Origin of the sequence: uncultured Stenotrophomonas sp. (assembly GCF_963519925.1) — a bacterium.
In the GTDB taxonomy this organism is placed as follows: domain Bacteria; phylum Pseudomonadota; class Gammaproteobacteria; order Xanthomonadales; family Xanthomonadaceae; genus Stenotrophomonas; species Stenotrophomonas maltophilia_AE.
Genome location: NZ_CAUQPH010000097.1, coordinates 1 through 14,649 on the forward strand (window position 1 = coordinate 1; position 14,649 = coordinate 14,649).

Annotated in this window: 13 protein-coding genes; 7 read left to right on the top strand and 6 right to left on the bottom strand. The window is 67.8% G+C overall.

Annotated elements, in window-relative coordinates; genetic code table 11:
- The coding region (locus RWO33_RS14795; RefSeq protein ID WP_314105819.1) for an ATP-binding cassette domain-containing protein at window positions 1-824 on the bottom strand (824 nt) is incomplete at its 3' end.
- A gap of 352 nt (window positions 825-1,176) precedes the next feature.
- Between RWO33_RS14795 and zwf the strand changes: the two genes are divergently transcribed.
- The 5 genes from zwf (at window position 1,177) to RWO33_RS14820 (ending at window position 7,275) form a co-directional block, all read left to right on the top strand.
- On the top strand, window positions 1,177-2,616 hold the full coding sequence (gene zwf, locus RWO33_RS14800) for a glucose-6-phosphate dehydrogenase (protein ID WP_314105820.1): 1,440 nt from the start codon (window positions 1,177-1,179) through the stop codon (window positions 2,614-2,616).
- A complete protein-coding gene (glk, locus tag RWO33_RS14805; protein ID WP_314105821.1) occupies window positions 2,613-3,620 on the top strand; it encodes a glucokinase in 1,008 nt (335 codons plus the stop codon). The genes zwf and glk overlap by 4 nt, the downstream gene beginning before the upstream one ends.
- The gene (pgl, locus tag RWO33_RS14810) at window positions 3,617-4,339 is read left to right on the top strand and encodes a 6-phosphogluconolactonase (RefSeq protein WP_314105822.1); all 723 of its coding nucleotides are present in this window, start codon (window positions 3,617-3,619) and stop codon (window positions 4,337-4,339) included. The genes glk and pgl overlap by 4 nt, the downstream gene beginning before the upstream one ends.
- A 45-nt stretch (window positions 4,340-4,384) precedes the next feature.
- Complete coding sequence (edd, locus tag RWO33_RS14815) at window positions 4,385-6,301, top strand: phosphogluconate dehydratase (protein WP_314105823.1); 1,917 nt, start codon at window positions 4,385-4,387, stop codon at window positions 6,299-6,301.
- 314 nt (window positions 6,302-6,615) lie between these two features.
- A complete protein-coding gene (locus RWO33_RS14820; RefSeq protein ID WP_145477971.1) occupies window positions 6,616-7,275 on the top strand; it encodes a bifunctional 4-hydroxy-2-oxoglutarate aldolase/2-dehydro-3-deoxy-phosphogluconate aldolase in 660 nt (219 codons plus the stop codon).
- 52 nt (window positions 7,276-7,327) lie between these two features.
- On the opposite strand, the gene RWO33_RS14825 is transcribed toward RWO33_RS14820, so the two are convergent.
- From RWO33_RS14825 to ispG, 3 genes are all read right to left on the bottom strand, one after another.
- Entirely contained in the window at window positions 7,328-7,975 is a 648-nt protein-coding gene (locus RWO33_RS14825) for a response regulator (RefSeq protein ID WP_314105824.1), read from the bottom strand.
- A gap of 168 nt (window positions 7,976-8,143) precedes the next feature.
- The gene (locus RWO33_RS14830; RefSeq protein WP_314105825.1) at window positions 8,144-8,899 is read right to left on the bottom strand and encodes a phosphatase PAP2 family protein; all 756 of its coding nucleotides are present in this window, start codon (window positions 8,897-8,899) and stop codon (window positions 8,144-8,146) included.
- A complete protein-coding gene (gene ispG, locus RWO33_RS14835; protein WP_314105826.1) occupies window positions 8,880-10,145 on the bottom strand; it encodes a flavodoxin-dependent (E)-4-hydroxy-3-methylbut-2-enyl-diphosphate synthase in 1,266 nt (421 codons plus the stop codon). Before ispG ends, RWO33_RS14830 begins: the two co-directional genes overlap by 20 nt.
- An 84-nt stretch (window positions 10,146-10,229) precedes the next feature.
- Between ispG and RWO33_RS14840 the strand changes: the two genes are divergently transcribed.
- Both RWO33_RS14840 and RWO33_RS14845 read left to right on the top strand, forming a co-directional pair.
- Window positions 10,230-11,456, top strand: a complete 1,227-nt coding sequence (locus RWO33_RS14840; protein WP_314105827.1) for an ATP-binding protein — start codon at window positions 10,230-10,232, stop codon at window positions 11,454-11,456.
- The gene (locus tag RWO33_RS14845; protein ID WP_145477976.1) at window positions 11,453-12,031 is read left to right on the top strand and encodes a response regulator transcription factor; all 579 of its coding nucleotides are present in this window, start codon (window positions 11,453-11,455) and stop codon (window positions 12,029-12,031) included. The genes RWO33_RS14840 and RWO33_RS14845 overlap by 4 nt, the downstream gene beginning before the upstream one ends.
- Window positions 12,032-12,157: 126 nt before the next feature.
- Here the strand turns inward: RWO33_RS14845 and pgi are convergent, their stop codons facing one another.
- Complete coding sequence (pgi, locus tag RWO33_RS14850; protein ID WP_314105828.1) at window positions 12,158-13,669, bottom strand: glucose-6-phosphate isomerase; 1,512 nt, start codon at window positions 13,667-13,669, stop codon at window positions 12,158-12,160.
- Window positions 13,666-14,046 (bottom strand): aspartate 1-decarboxylase, encoded by a 381-nt coding sequence (gene panD, locus RWO33_RS14855; protein ID WP_068850963.1) that lies wholly within the window; start codon window positions 14,044-14,046, stop codon window positions 13,666-13,668. The genes pgi and panD overlap by 4 nt, the downstream gene beginning before the upstream one ends.
- Window positions 14,047-14,649: the final 603 nt, after the last annotated feature.

Below are 14,649 nucleotides of genomic sequence, written 5' to 3' on the forward strand. Positions count from 1 at the left end.
ATCCAGGCCGGGTCGACCGTCGCCGCGCCCAGCGGCGCATGCAGCGCGCCGTCCTGCACGGCCACGCCCGCCGCGCCCTGCTGCAGGGTGCCGCGCAGCACGTTCATCGCCGGACTGCCGAGGAACCCGGCCACGAACAGGTTGGCCGGGCGGTCGTAGAGCGCCATCGGCGTGTCGATCTGCTGGATCACCCCGTCCTTGAGCACCACGATGCGCTGGCCCAGGGTCATCGCCTCGACCTGGTCGTGGGTCACATAGATCATCGTGGTGCCGAGCTTGCGGTGCAGCTGCGCGATTTCGGTGCGCACACTGTGGCGGAGCTTGGCATCAAGGTTGGACAGCGGCTCGTCGAGCAGGAACACCGCCGGTTCGCGCACCAGCGCCCGGCCCAGTGCCACGCGCTGGCGCTGGCCACCGGACATCGCCTTGGGCAGCTTGTCCAGCATGTCGGTCAGCCCCAGGGTCTGCGCCGCTTCGCTGACACGCTTGGCGATGGTCGCCTTGTCGTGCCCGCGCAGCTTCAGCCCGAAGGCCAGGTTTTCGGCCACGGTCATGTGCGGGTAGAGCGCGTAGCTCTGGAACACCATGGCGATGTCGCGGTCCTTGGGCGCCACGTCATTGACCACGCGGTCGCCGATGCTCAGCGTGCCGCCACTGATTTCCTCCAGCCCGGCCACCATGCGCAGCAGCGTCGACTTGCCACACCCCGACGGCCCCACCAGCACCATCAACTCCCCATCGGCCACTTCGAAGGTCGCGCCCTGGACGGCCACCTGGCCGTTGTCGTAGACCTTGCGTACGCCCTGCAACTGCACTTTTGCCATGTCACCCATTCCAGTCCGCCCGCTGCCGGGCTGTTGTGCGGAACTGCCTTCGGCCCTCCCGATGGCAGCTCGATGGCGTGGTGCCGCATGACGGCGACCACTGCAATCGAATACAGTCTGCTCATTCTGCCATGTAAACGTTTTCACGTGGCAGTATCCAATGGTCGGTCATGACCACGTCGTATCGCGGGCGCCACATTCTCCCGATTCGTCGCTGACATGCCCCATGATGAGTGGGTACGCGCCTGTTCATGTTGCGAAGCAGCAACCGGACAACGCGACCCGCTGGACCCCCGAGAACATAGACGAGAAGCGATTGACAACGATGTCACCCGGATCTGAAACTCGAGCGATGCACGACACCCTCTTCCTGTTCGGCGCCACCGGCGACCTCGCCCAGCGCTACCTGTTCCCCTCGTTATTGCGCCTGCTGGGCGACGGCCTGCTGCCGGAAAACTTCAAGATCCGTGCGCTGGCGCTTTCCGCGCATGACACCGCCGCGTTCCGCGACATCCTGCGCCCGCGCCTTCAGCAGGCAATGCCGAGTGCCAGCCTGGAGGACATCCAGTCGCTGCTGGAGCGCATCGACTACCGGTCGGTGGACCTGCGCGACGCGCAGTCGGTGGCCGACTCGGTACGCGACCTGGTGCACGGCAACTGCGTGAGCTACCTGGCCATTCCGCCGGGCCTGTACATCTCCACCTGCGAAGGGCTGGCCCTGGGCGGGGCGCTGGCAGCGCCGCACCGGCTGATGCTGGAGAAGCCGATCGGCAGCGACAGCGAGAGCGCAGACCACATCCTGGCCACCATCGGCCAGTGGATCGACGAAGACCGCGTGTTCCGCCTGGATCATTACCTGGGCAAGGCGGCGGTGCAGAACCTGATCGCGCTGCGCTTCGGCAACACGCTGCTGGAGGCGGTGTGGAACCGCAACTACATCGAGTCGGTGCACATCCTGGTCGCCGAGAGCGAAGGCGTGGACGGGCGCGATGCGTACTACGCACGTTCCGGCGCGCTGCGCGACATGGTCCAGAGCCACATCCTGCAGCTGCTGTGCCTGGTGGCGATGGAACCGCCCGCGTCGCTGGAAGCCGACCGGGTGCGCGATGAAAAGGTCAAGGTGCTGCGCGCGCTGCGTCCGCTGGACGCCAGGCACGCCGCACGCGACAGCGTGCGCGGCCGCTATACCGCCGGCACCATCAACGGCCAGCCGGCCCAGGCCTACCAGCCGCCGGAAGGCAGCGACGTGGAAACCTTCGTCGGGGTCACCGCGCACATCGACAACTGGCGCTGGTCCGGAGTGCCGTTCCACCTGGTCACCGGCAAGCGCCTGGCCGAGCGCACCAGCCGCGTGGTGGTCACGCTCAAGCCGGTCACGCACTGGCTGTTCGAGCGCCCCGACCGCAGCAATGCCACTCCGAACCGCATCACCTTCCAGCTGCAACCACAGGAAAACATCGAGCTGGGCCTGATGAGCAGCCTGGCCGGTCCGGAATGGGGCGCGCTGGAACTGCATCCGCTGGAACTGGAACTTTCCGTGCCGACCGGCCTGCACCGCCGCATCGCCTACGAGCGCCTGTTCCTGGATGCCTTCAACGGCAACCACGCGCTGTTCGTGCGCGACGATGAAGTGCGCGCTGCCTGGGCCTGGATCGACAGCGTCAGCGAGGCGTGGAAGGACGCGCAGCTGCCGCTGCAGCCCTACCCCGCCGGCGAATGGGGCCCGGAACAGGCGTTCGGCTTCCTGCCCGCCGACGTGGATGCGCAGGCCAGCCGCAAGGATCCGGCATGACGGTGTCGACCCAACCGGCGCTGGTCGCCGACATCGGCGGTACCAACGCCCGCTTCGCGCTTGCCGACACCAGCCTGGCCGCGCCGCTGTTGAAGGACAGCATCCGTGAATTCGTGGTCGCCGATTTCCCGTCGCTGGGCGATGCGGCGCGGCATTACCTGGAACAGATCGGTGCCGAAGCGCGCCGCGGCGTGTTCGCCGTGGCCGGCCGCGTCGATGGCGATGAGGCGCGCATCACCAACCATCCGTGGGTGATCTCGCGGATGCGCACCGCGCACATGCTCGGCTTCGATGAGCTGCACCTGATCAATGACTTCGCTGCGCAGGCGATGGCGATCTCGCTGCTGCAGCCGCAGGACGTGGTCCAGGTCGGTGGCGCGGCATGGGTGCCGGGCCAACCCGGGCAGCCGCGCAACTATGCGGTGATCGGGCCGGGTACCGGACTCGGCGTGGGCGGGCTGATCCTGCGCCACGGCCGCTGCTACCCGCTGGAAACCGAAGGCGGCCATGTCAGCTTCCCGCCGGGCACGCCGGAGGAAATCCGCATCCTGGAAATCCTGTCCGAGCAGTTCGGCCGGGTCTCCAATGAACGCCTGATCTGCGGCCCGGGCCTGGTCAACATCCATCGCGCGGTGTGCGAGATGGCCGGTGTCGATCCGGGCCAGCTGCAGCCGGTGGACGTGACCGCGCGGGCGCTGCACGGCGACCCGCAGGCGATGCGCACGGTGGACGTGTTCTGCGCGGTGTTCGGTGCGATCGCCGGCGACCTGGTGCTGGTCCAGGGCGCGTGGGACGGCGTGTTCCTGACCGGCGGACTGGTGCCGAAGATGCTCGATTCGCTGCAGCACTCCGGCTTCCGCCAGCGCTTCGAGCACAAGGGGCGCTTCTCTTCGATCATGGCGCGGGTCCCGTCGCTGGCCGTGATGCACCCGCACGCCGGGCTGCTGGGCGCGGCGGCCTATGCCGCCGATCTCGAACGCGACCTGCCAGGAGGCACCGCATGAATGCTCTGGAAAACGCCGACCGCTTCACCCTGATCCGGCATGGCGATGCCGATGCATGGATCGAGGCTGTCGCCGCCGAGATGGCGCGGAACCTCAACGACGATATTGCGACCGACGGCCGCGCACGCCTGCTGCTGTCCGGGGGCAATACGCCTGCGGAGGTGTACCGGGCGCTGGCGGAGCTGGACGTGCAGTGGGACCGGGTCGAGGTCAGCCTGGTCGACGAACGCTGGTTGTCGCCGAAGGACAGCGACAGCAACGCGTGGCTGGTGCGCCAGCACCTGCTCAAGCGTGCCGAAGGCGCGCATTTCGAACCGATTTTGTGGGTCGGCAAGCCGCTGCCCGAGTGCGTGCACGACGCCAACCTGCAGGCCAGGCAGGCCCGCGCGCCCAGTCTCGCAGTGCTGGGCATGGGCAACGACGGCCACACCGCGTCGCTGTTCCCGGGCTCGCGCGACCTGGCACGGGCGCTGGAAAGCACCCTGCCCTACGCCGCGCTGGACGCCACCGGCTGCCCGGGCGCCAACCAGTGGCCGCTGCGCATCACCCTGACCCCGCACGGCCTGCGACGCTGCCAACGGCGGCTGTTGCTGCTGCGTGGCAAGCAGAAGCTGGAAGTGCTCAAGCAGGCACTGGAAAGCAACAACGCACAGCTGTATCCCATCCTCAACGCGATCGACCTGGCCGGCCCCAAACTGCGCATCCACTGGTGCGACTGAGTCCATGCCCGACCTTTTCCTTCGCCTTCTCATAGCCGGTAGCCAATGAGCCTGCACCCCACACTCCATGCCATCACCGAACGCATCGTCCGACGCAGCGCTGCTTCGCGCGCGGCGTACCTGGCCGGTATCGATGCCGCGCTGCGCGATGGTCCGTTCCGTTCGCGGCTGAGCTGCGGCAACCTGGCGCACGGGTTCGCTGCGTGCGGTCCGACCGACAAGAGCCGCCTGCGCGGCGGGGTGACGCCGAACCTGGGCATCATCACGGCTTACAACGACATGCTGTCGGCGCACCAGCCGTTCGAGCACTACCCGGAGATCCTGCGCGAAACGGCACGATCGCTGGGTGCGACGGCGCAGGTAGCCGGCGGCGTGCCGGCGATGTGCGACGGGGTCACGCAGGGGCGTGGCGGGATGGAGATGTCGCTGTTCTCGCGCGATGTGATCGCGCAGTCGACGGCGATCGGGCTGAGCCATGACATGTTCGACAGCACGGTCTACCTGGGCGTGTGCGACAAGATCGTGCCGGGGCTGTTGATCGGTGCGCTGGCCTTTGGCCACCTGCCGGCGATCTTCCTGCCGGCCGGTCCGATGACGCCGGGCATTCCGAACAAGCAGAAGGCCGAGGTGCGTGAGCGTTACGCGGCCGGCCAGGCGACGCGCGAGGAGCTGCTGGAGGCGGAATCGGCGTCGTACCACGGGGCGGGCACGTGCACGTTCTACGGGACGGCGAATTCCAACCAGACGCTGCTGGAGGCGATGGGGGTGCAGCTGCCGGGTGCGTCGTTCGTGAATCCGGATACACCGCTGCGCGATGCGCTGACCCGGCATGCGGCGGCGCGCGCGCTGGAGATCTGTGCACTGGGCGACGATTTCCGTCCGCTGGGACGGTTGATCGACGAGCGTGCGATCGTCAATGCGGTGGTCACGTTGATGGCCACGGGCGGTTCGACCAACCATACGATCCACTGGATCGCGGTGGCGCGGGCGGCGGGCATCGTGCTGACCTGGGACGACATGGACCAGCTGTCGCAGCTGGTGCCGCTGCTGGCGCGGGTGTACCCGAACGGCGAGGCGGACGTGAACCGTTTCGCGGCGGCGGGTGGCACGGCATTCGTGTTCCGCGAGCTGATGGATGCGGGGCTGATGCACGCGGACCTGGTGACGGTGGCCGAGGGCGGCATGCGCCAGTACACGCAGGACCCGACGCTGCGCGAGGGCGGGCTGAGCTGGGTCGAGGGCATCACGGAAAGCGCGGACCGCGAGGTGGTGCGCGGGGTGGCGGAGCCGTTCGAGTCGCAGGGCGGGTTGCGGCTGCTGCGCGGCAACCTGGGTCGTTCGTTGATCAAGCTGTCGGCGGTGAAGCCGCAGTACCGGACGATCGAGGCGCCGGCGGTGGTTGTCGATGCGCCGCAGGTGCTGAACAAGCTGCATGCGGCGGGCCTGCTGCCGCAGGATTTCGTGGCGGTGGTGCGTTACCAGGGACCGCGTGCGAACGGGATGCCGGAGCTGCATTCGCTGGCGCCGCTGCTGGGGCTGTTGCAGAACCAGGGCCGGCGGGTGGCGCTGGTGACCGACGGTCGGCTGTCGGGCGCGTCGGGCAAGTTCCCGGCGGCGATCCACATGACGCCGGAGGCGTCGCGCGGTGGGCCGCTGGCGCGGGTGCGCGAGGGCGACATCATCCGCCTGGACGGCGAGGCGGGCACGCTCGAGGTGCTGGTGGATGCGGCCGAGTGGGCAGCGCGCGAGCTGGCGCCGAACACGGCACCGGCGGCGCACGACCTGGGCCGCAACCTGTTCGCGATGAACCGCCGCCTGGTCGGTCCGGCCGACCAGGGCGCGATCTCGATCTCGTGCGGCCCGGCCACCGACGACGGCGACATCTGGAACTACGACGCCGAATACGAGCTCGGGAATGACGCTGCTGCTGCGCTTGCGCCGCACGAGTCGAAGGACGCCTGACGGTTCTACTGCGAAGAGCGGCGGTTGGGTCTGCGTGGGTGAGGCAGCGGCGGGGGTCCCCTACGGGACACGCCGTGAACCCATCCATGGGGGCTCGTAGAAAACATCCATGTTTTCTACGGTCCCTACGGCCCCCCCCGCCGCTGCCTCACGACACATTGCGGCGCCTTCTTATCCCAGGAATCAAACGGCGCACCGCTCCCTCGGTAGCGCCGACCGTTGGTCGGCCCACGCGGTCTACGACAACACACCGGCAATCGGCAGGCGTTGAATCCTGCCATCCAATGCTTCGAACAACCGAAAGGGTTCTTTTTATGACCATCGCCGAACATCAAAAACGCGCTGAATCCCTCCTCCATGCCGCCGGCATCCTGCCGGTCGTTACCGTGCACACCCTGGACCAGGCGCGCGCGGTCAGCGCGGCGCTGCTGGAAGGCGGGCTGCCGGCGATCGAGCTGACCCTGCGCACGCCGGTGGCGATGGAAGCACTGGCGATGCTCAAGCGCGAGCTGCCGGACGTGGTGGTGGGTGCAGGCACGGTGCTGACGGTCGAGCAGATGCAGCAGGCGATCGATGCGGGCGCGGACTTCCTGGTGACGCCGGGCACGCCGGCCTTCATGGCCGATGCACTGGCGGCTGCGCCGTTGCCGGTGGTGCCGGGTGCGGCGTCACCGACCGAGCTGCTGGCGCTGTATGCGAGGGGCTTCCGGGTCTGCAAGCTGTTCCCGGCGTCGGCAGTGGGCGGGCTGGCGATGATCAAGGGCCTGGCCGGTCCGATCCCGGACCTGAAGCTGTGCCCGACCGGCGGGATCACGGAAACGACGGCGGCCGAGTACCTGGAGCAGAAGAACGTGGTCTGCATCGGCGGTTCGTGGATGGTGCCGGGCAACTGGATCGAAAACGGCGAGTGGGACAAGGTGCGCGAAAGCGCGGCCGGTGCGGCGAAGATCGTGGCACGGGTGCGCTCGCACTGAACGAAAAATGCCCGGCGATGCCGGGCATTTTTTTACCGCTGCGAGGCGGCGCTCACATCGGCCGGGCGGGATCCACCAGGCCGTACTGGCTCGCCATACGTGCCAATGCGATGTTGTCATGGATGCCCATCTTCTCGAACAGGCGCGCCTTGTGCGTGTTGACGGTCTTCGCGCTCAGGCTCAGGCGCTTGGCGATGTCTTCCTGGCGCAGGCCCTGGGTGAGCAGGAGGGCGACTTCGAGCTCGCGGGGAGACAGGCTGTCGAACGGCGACTGGGTGCCTTCGACATTGGACAGGGCCATGTTCTGGGCGATGCTGCTGCCCAGGTAACGCAGGCCGAGCGCGGCGTCGCGTACCGCACGCAGCAGCTCCTGGGCGTCGCAGGCCTTGCCGATGTAGCCGGACGCGCCGGCTTCGAGCAGGCGCTTGGGCATGGGGCCATCTTCCAGCACCGAAACGATCACCACGCGGGTCCCGTGGTCGCCACGCACCACGCGCTCGGTCACTTCCATTCCGCTCACGCCGGGCAGGTGCAGGTCGCACAGCACCACGTCGGGCCGCAGCAGGCGGATCGCGGGCAATGCGTCTTCCCCGGATTCGGCCTCGCCCACCACCTCGATGTCCGTCTCGTTGGACAGGATCATCTTCATACCGGTCCGCACCAGCGCGTGGTCGTCCACCAGATACACTCGAATCGTCATCCCACCCACCCTGTTCAAACGCTGCAAACCGGGGCAAAGCCTAGCCCCGGGGTCCTGCGATAACAAGGAAGATCGATCCCCATCAGCGCGTTCTGATGCCCGCATCACAAACGTGATGGGCTACCCCTGCCTCATGCCTTTCGCACCGGCCGTTTCGGTTTACGGGACCTATTGAAGTCCGCTGAACCCGCTGCCGTTTCCAACCCGCTCCGACCGCTCCCCGGGACGCCGCCAGGGATGGCGGCGGCGGAACATCACCAGGAAGCACCCTACCACCCAAACCAGCGCGGCACACCATCCGGCCAGGATGTCGGAGGGGTAATGCACGCCGAGGTAGATCCGCGACAGGCTGACCGAGCCGGCGAACAGCACGCCGAACGCCACCGCCGGCCAGCGCCAGCGGGTGTTCCAGGCCAGCAGGACCAGGACGGCGGCCAGGGTCATCGAGCCCATGGCGTGGCCGCTGGGAAAGCTGTAGGTACTTTCCGGGGCGATCGACTCCCACAGGGTCGGCCGGTCGCGCTGGAAGAACTGTTTGCTGCCGATGTTGAGCAGGGCCGAGCCGGCAAAACTGAGGGCGGCGAAGCTGGCTTCGCGCCAGCGCCGGCGCAGCAGCAGGACCAGCACGATCAGGATGTCGGCCGGGATCACGCCCCACTGGTAGCCGATGCGGGAAATGAACACGAACGCGGCATCGAGGCTCGGGCGGGCCACGTCGTGCATCTTCCAGAGCAGCGGTGCGTCGAAGTAGAACGCCTCCAGTTCGTGCACTTCGTCGGCCAGGGCCACGAAGCCGGCCAGCGGCAGCAGCACGCCAGCAAACAGCAGCACGAAGCGCCAGGCATTGCCGGCCATCCAGTGGCGGAAGCCGGCGGCCGGTTCGGGCGCGGCCAGCACCGTGGGCTTATCCGACGCTTCGGACATACTTGCGTTCGACGTACTCGTCGATCAGGGCCACGAATTCCTGGGCGATGTTGTCGCCGCGCAGGGTCACGGTTTTTTCGCCATCGACGAACACCGGCGCGGCCGGGGTTTCACCGGTGCCGGGCAGCGAGATGCCGATGTTGGCGTGGCGCGATTCGCCCGGCCCGTTGACGATGCAGCCCATCACCGCGAGCGTCATGTTCTCGGCGCCGGGATGGCTCACCTTCCATTCCGGCATCTTTCCACGCACGTGGTTCTGCACCACCTTGGCCAGCTCCTGGAAGAACTCGGAGGTGGTCCGGCCGCAGCCCGGGCACGCGGTGACCAGCGGGGTGAAGGCGCGCTGGCCGGTGGTCTGCAGCAGTTCCTGGGCGACGATCACTTCCTGGGTCCGCGACTGGCCCGGCTCGGGCGTCAGCGAAATGCGGATGGTGTCGCCGATGCCTTCCTGCAGCAGCACCGCCAGCGCCGCCGACGAGGCGACGATGCCCTTGCTGCCGATGCCGGCTTCGGTCAGGCCCAGGTGCAGCGCGAAGTCCGAGCGCTGGGCCAGGTCGCGATACACCGCGATCAGTTCCTGCACGCCGCTGACCTTGGCCGAGAGCACGATGCGGTCGCGCGGCAGGCCCAGTTCCACGGCGGTATGGGCCGAATCCAGGGCCGAGCGGATCAGGGCTTCGCGCAGCACCCGACCGGCATCCCAGGGCTGGGCGCGCTGGCTGTTTTCGTCCATCAGGCGCGCGGCCAGCGACTGGTCCAGCGAGCCCCAGTTGGCGCCGATGCGCACCGGCTTGTCGTAGCGGATCGCGAATTCGATCAGCTGCGCGAACTGGGTGTCCTTCTTCTTGCCGAAGCCCACGTTGCCCGGGTTGATCCGGTACTTGGCCAGCGCTTCGGCGCAGGCCGGCTCCTGGGTCAGCAGCTGGTGGCCGTTGTAGTGGAAATCGCCGATCAGCGGGACGTAGATGCCCATCATCTGCAGCTTTTCCACGATGCGTGGAATGGCGGCGGCCGATTCGGGGTTGTTCACGGTCAGCCGCACCATTTCCGAGCCGGCCCGCCACAGTTCGGCCACCTGCTTGACGCTGGATGCGACGTCGGCGGTGTCGGTGTTGGTCATCGACTGCACCACCACGGGCTTGCCCCCGCCCACGACCACGCCGCCGATACGGACGGCCTGGGTCTGGCGGCGGGCCCACACGGTGGTGTCGGAGGGTTGGGTCGGTTGGCTGACGGCGTCGTGCATTCCCCATTTTAACGCACCCGCGCCCCCCCGATGCGGCCGATTGTCGCAGGCAGGCAGCCGCGCAAGCGCATACGATGGCAGCCGATGACCGGTACCGACGCCCCCTTCCTCCGCACCCTGTGCAGCCTGCGCTGGCTGGCCGTGGCTGGCCAGGCCGCGACCATCCTGGTGGCCAGCCAGGTGCTGGGCCTGGAACTGCCGCAGCTGCCGCTGTGGTCGGGCGTGCTGGTGCTGATCCTGTTCAACCTGTACGCGCAGCTGCGGGTGCTGGACGACGACACCGCGCCGCTGACCGCGTTCTGCCACATCCTGGTCGATGTGGCGGTGCTGACCTGGATGGTCGGCTGGAGCGGTGGCGTGGCCAATCCGTTCGGTTCGCTGTTCCTGATCCTGATCGCGCTGGCGGCCCTGGCCCTGCCGGTACGCTGGACGCTGGCGGTGGCGGCGGCCTGCCTGCTCGGTTACGCGGTCAGCGGCATCTTCGGTCAGCCCCTGCCGCATGGCTACTTCAGTCCGATGGACCTGCACCAGTGGGGCGTGGTCGCCAACTTCCTGCTCTCGGCGGCCGTGGTGCTGGCCTTCGCCACGCGGCTGGCGATGGCGCTGCGCCGGCGCGAACACGAGGTGGCGTTGCTGCGCGAGCGATTCGCGCGCAACGAAGGCATCGTCGCCCTGGCCACCCATGCCGCCTCGGTGGCGCATGAACTGAACACCCCCCTGGCGACGATGACCCTGCTGGCCGACGACATCGCCGACCAGACCGACAACCGCGAAGTGCGCGAGGACGTAGATACCCTGCGCGAGCTGCTGGTGCAGTGCCGCGAGCGCGTGCTGGCGCTGGCCCGCCCGGCCGCCGGACAGTCCAGCGCGCGCGACCCGGTGACGCTGCCGCAGGTGCTGGAACAGTGGCGCCTGGTGCGCCCGACCATCCTCCTGAACCGCAATGAGGATGCGCCGCTGCGGCTGCCGCTGGACCCGGGCATCGGGCACCTGTTGATGGTGCTGCTCAATAATGCCGCCGACGCCGGTGAACAGGCCGGACGCGCGCAGGTGGACCTAACCCTGCGCATCGACGGCAACGACCTGATCGGTGAAGTGCGCGATTACGGCCGTGGCTTCGACGCGCGTGACGCGGTGCTGCCCGGCACCCTGTTCAACAGCGGCAAGACCCAGGGCATGGGGGTGGGCCTGGCCCTGTCCCATGCCACCATCGAGCGCCTGGACGGCGAGTTGTGGATGCGTCCGGCGCAGGGCGCCGGCACCCGCGTCGGCTTCCGCCTGCCCCTGGCTGCACCGGAGATCACAGAATGAACAGCCCCACCCTTCCCGGCGCCAGCCATGGCCTGCTGGTCGATGATGACGAACTGTATCTGCGCACGCTGCAGCGCAGCCTGGCCCGCAAGGGGCTTGAGACCGTGACGGCGAGTGACATTGCGTCGGCGCTGGTGCTGGCCCGGCAGCAGCCGCCAGCCTACGCGCTGATCGACCTGAAACTGGGCTCGGAATCCGGGCTGGCGCTGATCCAACCGCTGCGGGCGTTGCGCGAGGACATGCGGATCCTGCTGGTCACCGGTTACGCAAGCATCGCCACGGCGGTGGAAGCGATCAAGCTGGGCGCCGACGACTACCTGCCGAAGCCGGCCACGGTACCGATGATCCTGCGCGCGCTGGGCGAGGAAGACGACGGCCCGGCCGACGATGGCGAGATGGAGCCACCGGACGCGATGACGCCGATCAGCCGGCTGCAGTGGGAGCACATCCAGCAGGCCATGCACGAGACCGGTGGCAATGTGTCGGCGGCGGCGCGGCTGCTGGGCATGCACCGGCGGTCGTTGCAGCGCAAATTGGCCAAGCGGCCCAGCCCGGAGCGCGATCCGACGAGGTAATGGCGGGATCGCGATGCGACGACCAACGGTCGTCGCCTACCGTGCATCCCGGTCGGCGCACGGGCAGGTATCGGCCCTTGGTCGATACGCCCCTGGTAGGTATCGACCGTTGGTCGATACTCCTTGTCAGCGCAGGCGCCCCAGCAGCTCCAGCGTCACCGGATCGGTGATGCCATGCGCTTCGCCCTGCAGCGCCGGCAACAGCTGGCTGGCCAGCTGCTTGCCGAGTTCGACGCCGAACTGGTCGAAGGCATTGATGTTCCAGACCAGCGACTGCACGTACACCGCGTGCTCGTACATCGCGATCAGCGCGCCCAGCGACTGCGGGGTCAGTGCATCCAGCAGGATCAGGGTGCTCGGGCGACCGCCCGGGTACTCGCGGTGCGGGTCGTCGCTGCCCTGGCCATTGGCCAGCGCTTCGGTCTGCGCCAGCAGGTTCGCCATCAGCGCCTGGTGGTTGATTTCATACGGGTCGTCGTTGTGCACGCAGCCGATGAAATCAGCCGGGATCACGCTGGTGCCCTGGTGCAGCGCCTGGAAGAAGCTGTGCTGCACGTCGGTGCCTGCCCCACCCCACCACACCGATACGGTGTCGCTGCCCACCGGGCTGCCGTCGAGCTGCACGCGCTTGCCCAGGCTTTCCATCACCAGCTGCTGCAGGTAGGCCGGCAGCAGCGCGAGGCGCTGGTCGTAGGTCATGACCGCGTGCGTGGCATGGCCGAGCAGGTTGCGGTTCCAGATGTCGGTCAGTGCATGCAGGACCGGCAGGTTCTGCGCCAGCGGGGCATTCAGTGCGTGCGCGTCCATCTCTGCGGCGCCGGCCAGCAGCTGTTCGAAACGCTCGAAGCCGATCGCCAGTGCGATCGGGAAGCCGACCGCGGACCACAGCGAGTAACGCCCGCCCACCCAGTCCCACATCGGCAGCACGCGGCCGGCGGCGATCGAGAAGGCCTTGGCGGCGCGCTCGGGGTTGGCGCTGACGGCGTACAGCCGCTCGCTGCCGCCCAGCCAGTCGTGCAGGATCTGGCCGTTGAGCAGGGTTTCCTGGGTGCCGAAGGTCTTGGAAATCAGGATGCCGGCGGTGGTGGCCGGGTCGAGGGCGGCCAGGGTGCGCTGCATGGCGGCCCCGTCGACGTTGGACACGAAGTGCACGCGGAAGCGCGCGCCGCTCACCGGGCGCAGGGCGTCGGCGACCAGGCGCGGACCGAGGTCGGAGCCGCCGATGCCGACGCTGACGATGTCGGTGACGTTGGTCTTTTCCAGTGCGGCGATCAGCTCGCCCATCTGGGCGCGAACCCTGGCGGCGGTGGCGAAGGCTTCAGCGGCAACCGGGGCACCGCTGACATCGCCACGCAGGGCGGTATGCAGGGCGGCGCGGCCTTCGGTGACGTTGACGGTCTCGCCGCGGAACAGGCGCTGGAAGCCACCGGCGACGTCGCGCTCGGCGGCCAGCTGCAGCAGTGCATCCAGCGCCGCGCGGTCGTACTTCTGCCGCGCGAAGTTGGCATACAACGGACCGACCCGCAGCCCCAGCGATTGCGCGCGGCCGGGTTCGGCGGCGATCAGTGCGGGGATGCTTGCGCCACGCAGGCGCTGGGCATGGGAATGAAGCGGGTCGAGTCCGTTGTTCTGTGTCATGCGGCCTGGGTCGGAATGCTGTCGTTGGTGTGGGAGATCTGGTTGTTGCCGTCCACATATACCAACTTCGGGCGGAAGCTGTCAGCTTCTTCTTCGCTCATGCTGGCGAAGGCGGCGATGATGATGATGTCGCCGACCTGCACATGGCGCGCGGCGCCACCGTTGAGCGACACCACGCCGCTGCCTGCCTCGGCACGGATGGCATAGGTCGAGAAGCGCGCACCGTTGGTGACGTCCCAGATGTGCACCTGTTCGAACTCGCGGATGCCGGTAGCCAGCAGCAGGTTGTCGTCTATGGCGATGGACCCTTCGTAGTTCAGCTCCGAATGGGTCACGGTGGCGCGGTGGATCTTGGTCTTGAGCAGGGAGAGGTGCATGGCACGGGACAACGGTAAAGGAAAGCGAAATTCTAGCACCCGCCGCTCCTGCGGCAGTGGCTGGACGTGGCCTGCTGCCGGCGGTTCAGGCAGGTGACGGGGGGCGTGGGGGGCTTCACCCGTCTGCGATTGCCTGCGGCCGGGCTCGTCTGATTGCACACGTCGCGTAGAGCCGGGCTCTGCCCGGCTGCTTCATGCATCCAGGCGAACAGCTGTTGGCTGATGGGATCTCTGGCTTAGGCGGGTCGGGGCGGGTTTGTGGGGGACGCCGTAAATACGTCCATGTAGGCTTGGTCGCCGCATCCATGCCGCTCACACCCCCACAAACCCGCCCCGACCCACCTTTTGACAGTGTGTCGTTGCCATGGGAAACGCGGAGGACGGCCATTGGCCGTCAACTGGCCTCGATTGGGGTCATGCGTTACCGGACGTTGATCTGTTCACGGCGGTTGTTTGGGAACCAACCCTACCGGCGCGATGCCCGACCGACGGTCGGCATTCCGCGTTTCCCTTGGCCACCAGCCAACTGTCGGAGGGTCGGTGGGGGTGGGTTTGCGGGACCGTAGAAAACATGGATGTTTTCTACGAGCCCCCATGGATGGG

Excerpts from the sequence above, each read along its gene's own strand:
- zwf (WP_314105820.1), top strand. The coding sequence starts at position 1,177 with ATGCACGACACCCTCTTCCTGTTCGGCGCCACCGGCGACCTCGCCCAG.
- glk (WP_314105821.1), top strand. The coding sequence starts at position 2,613 with ATGACGGTGTCGACCCAACCGGCGCTGGTCGCCGACATCGGCGGTACC.
- pgl (WP_314105822.1), top strand. The coding sequence starts at position 3,617 with ATGAATGCTCTGGAAAACGCCGACCGCTTCACCCTGATCCGGCATGGC.
- edd (WP_314105823.1), top strand. The coding sequence starts at position 4,385 with ATGAGCCTGCACCCCACACTCCATGCCATCACCGAACGCATCGTCCGA.
- RWO33_RS14820 (WP_145477971.1), top strand. The coding sequence starts at position 6,616 with ATGACCATCGCCGAACATCAAAAACGCGCTGAATCCCTCCTCCATGCC.
- RWO33_RS14825 (WP_314105824.1), bottom strand. The coding sequence starts at position 7,975 with ATGACGATTCGAGTGTATCTGGTGGACGACCACGCGCTGGTGCGGACC.
- RWO33_RS14830 (WP_314105825.1), bottom strand. The coding sequence starts at position 8,899 with ATGTCCGAAGCGTCGGATAAGCCCACGGTGCTGGCCGCGCCCGAACCG.
- ispG (WP_314105826.1), bottom strand. The coding sequence starts at position 10,145 with ATGCACGACGCCGTCAGCCAACCGACCCAACCCTCCGACACCACCGTG.
- RWO33_RS14840 (WP_314105827.1), top strand. The coding sequence starts at position 10,230 with ATGACCGGTACCGACGCCCCCTTCCTCCGCACCCTGTGCAGCCTGCGC.
- RWO33_RS14845 (WP_145477976.1), top strand. The coding sequence starts at position 11,453 with ATGAACAGCCCCACCCTTCCCGGCGCCAGCCATGGCCTGCTGGTCGAT.
- pgi (WP_314105828.1), bottom strand. The coding sequence starts at position 13,669 with ATGACACAGAACAACGGACTCGACCCGCTTCATTCCCATGCCCAGCGC.
- panD (WP_068850963.1), bottom strand. The coding sequence starts at position 14,046 with ATGCACCTCTCCCTGCTCAAGACCAAGATCCACCGCGCCACCGTGACC.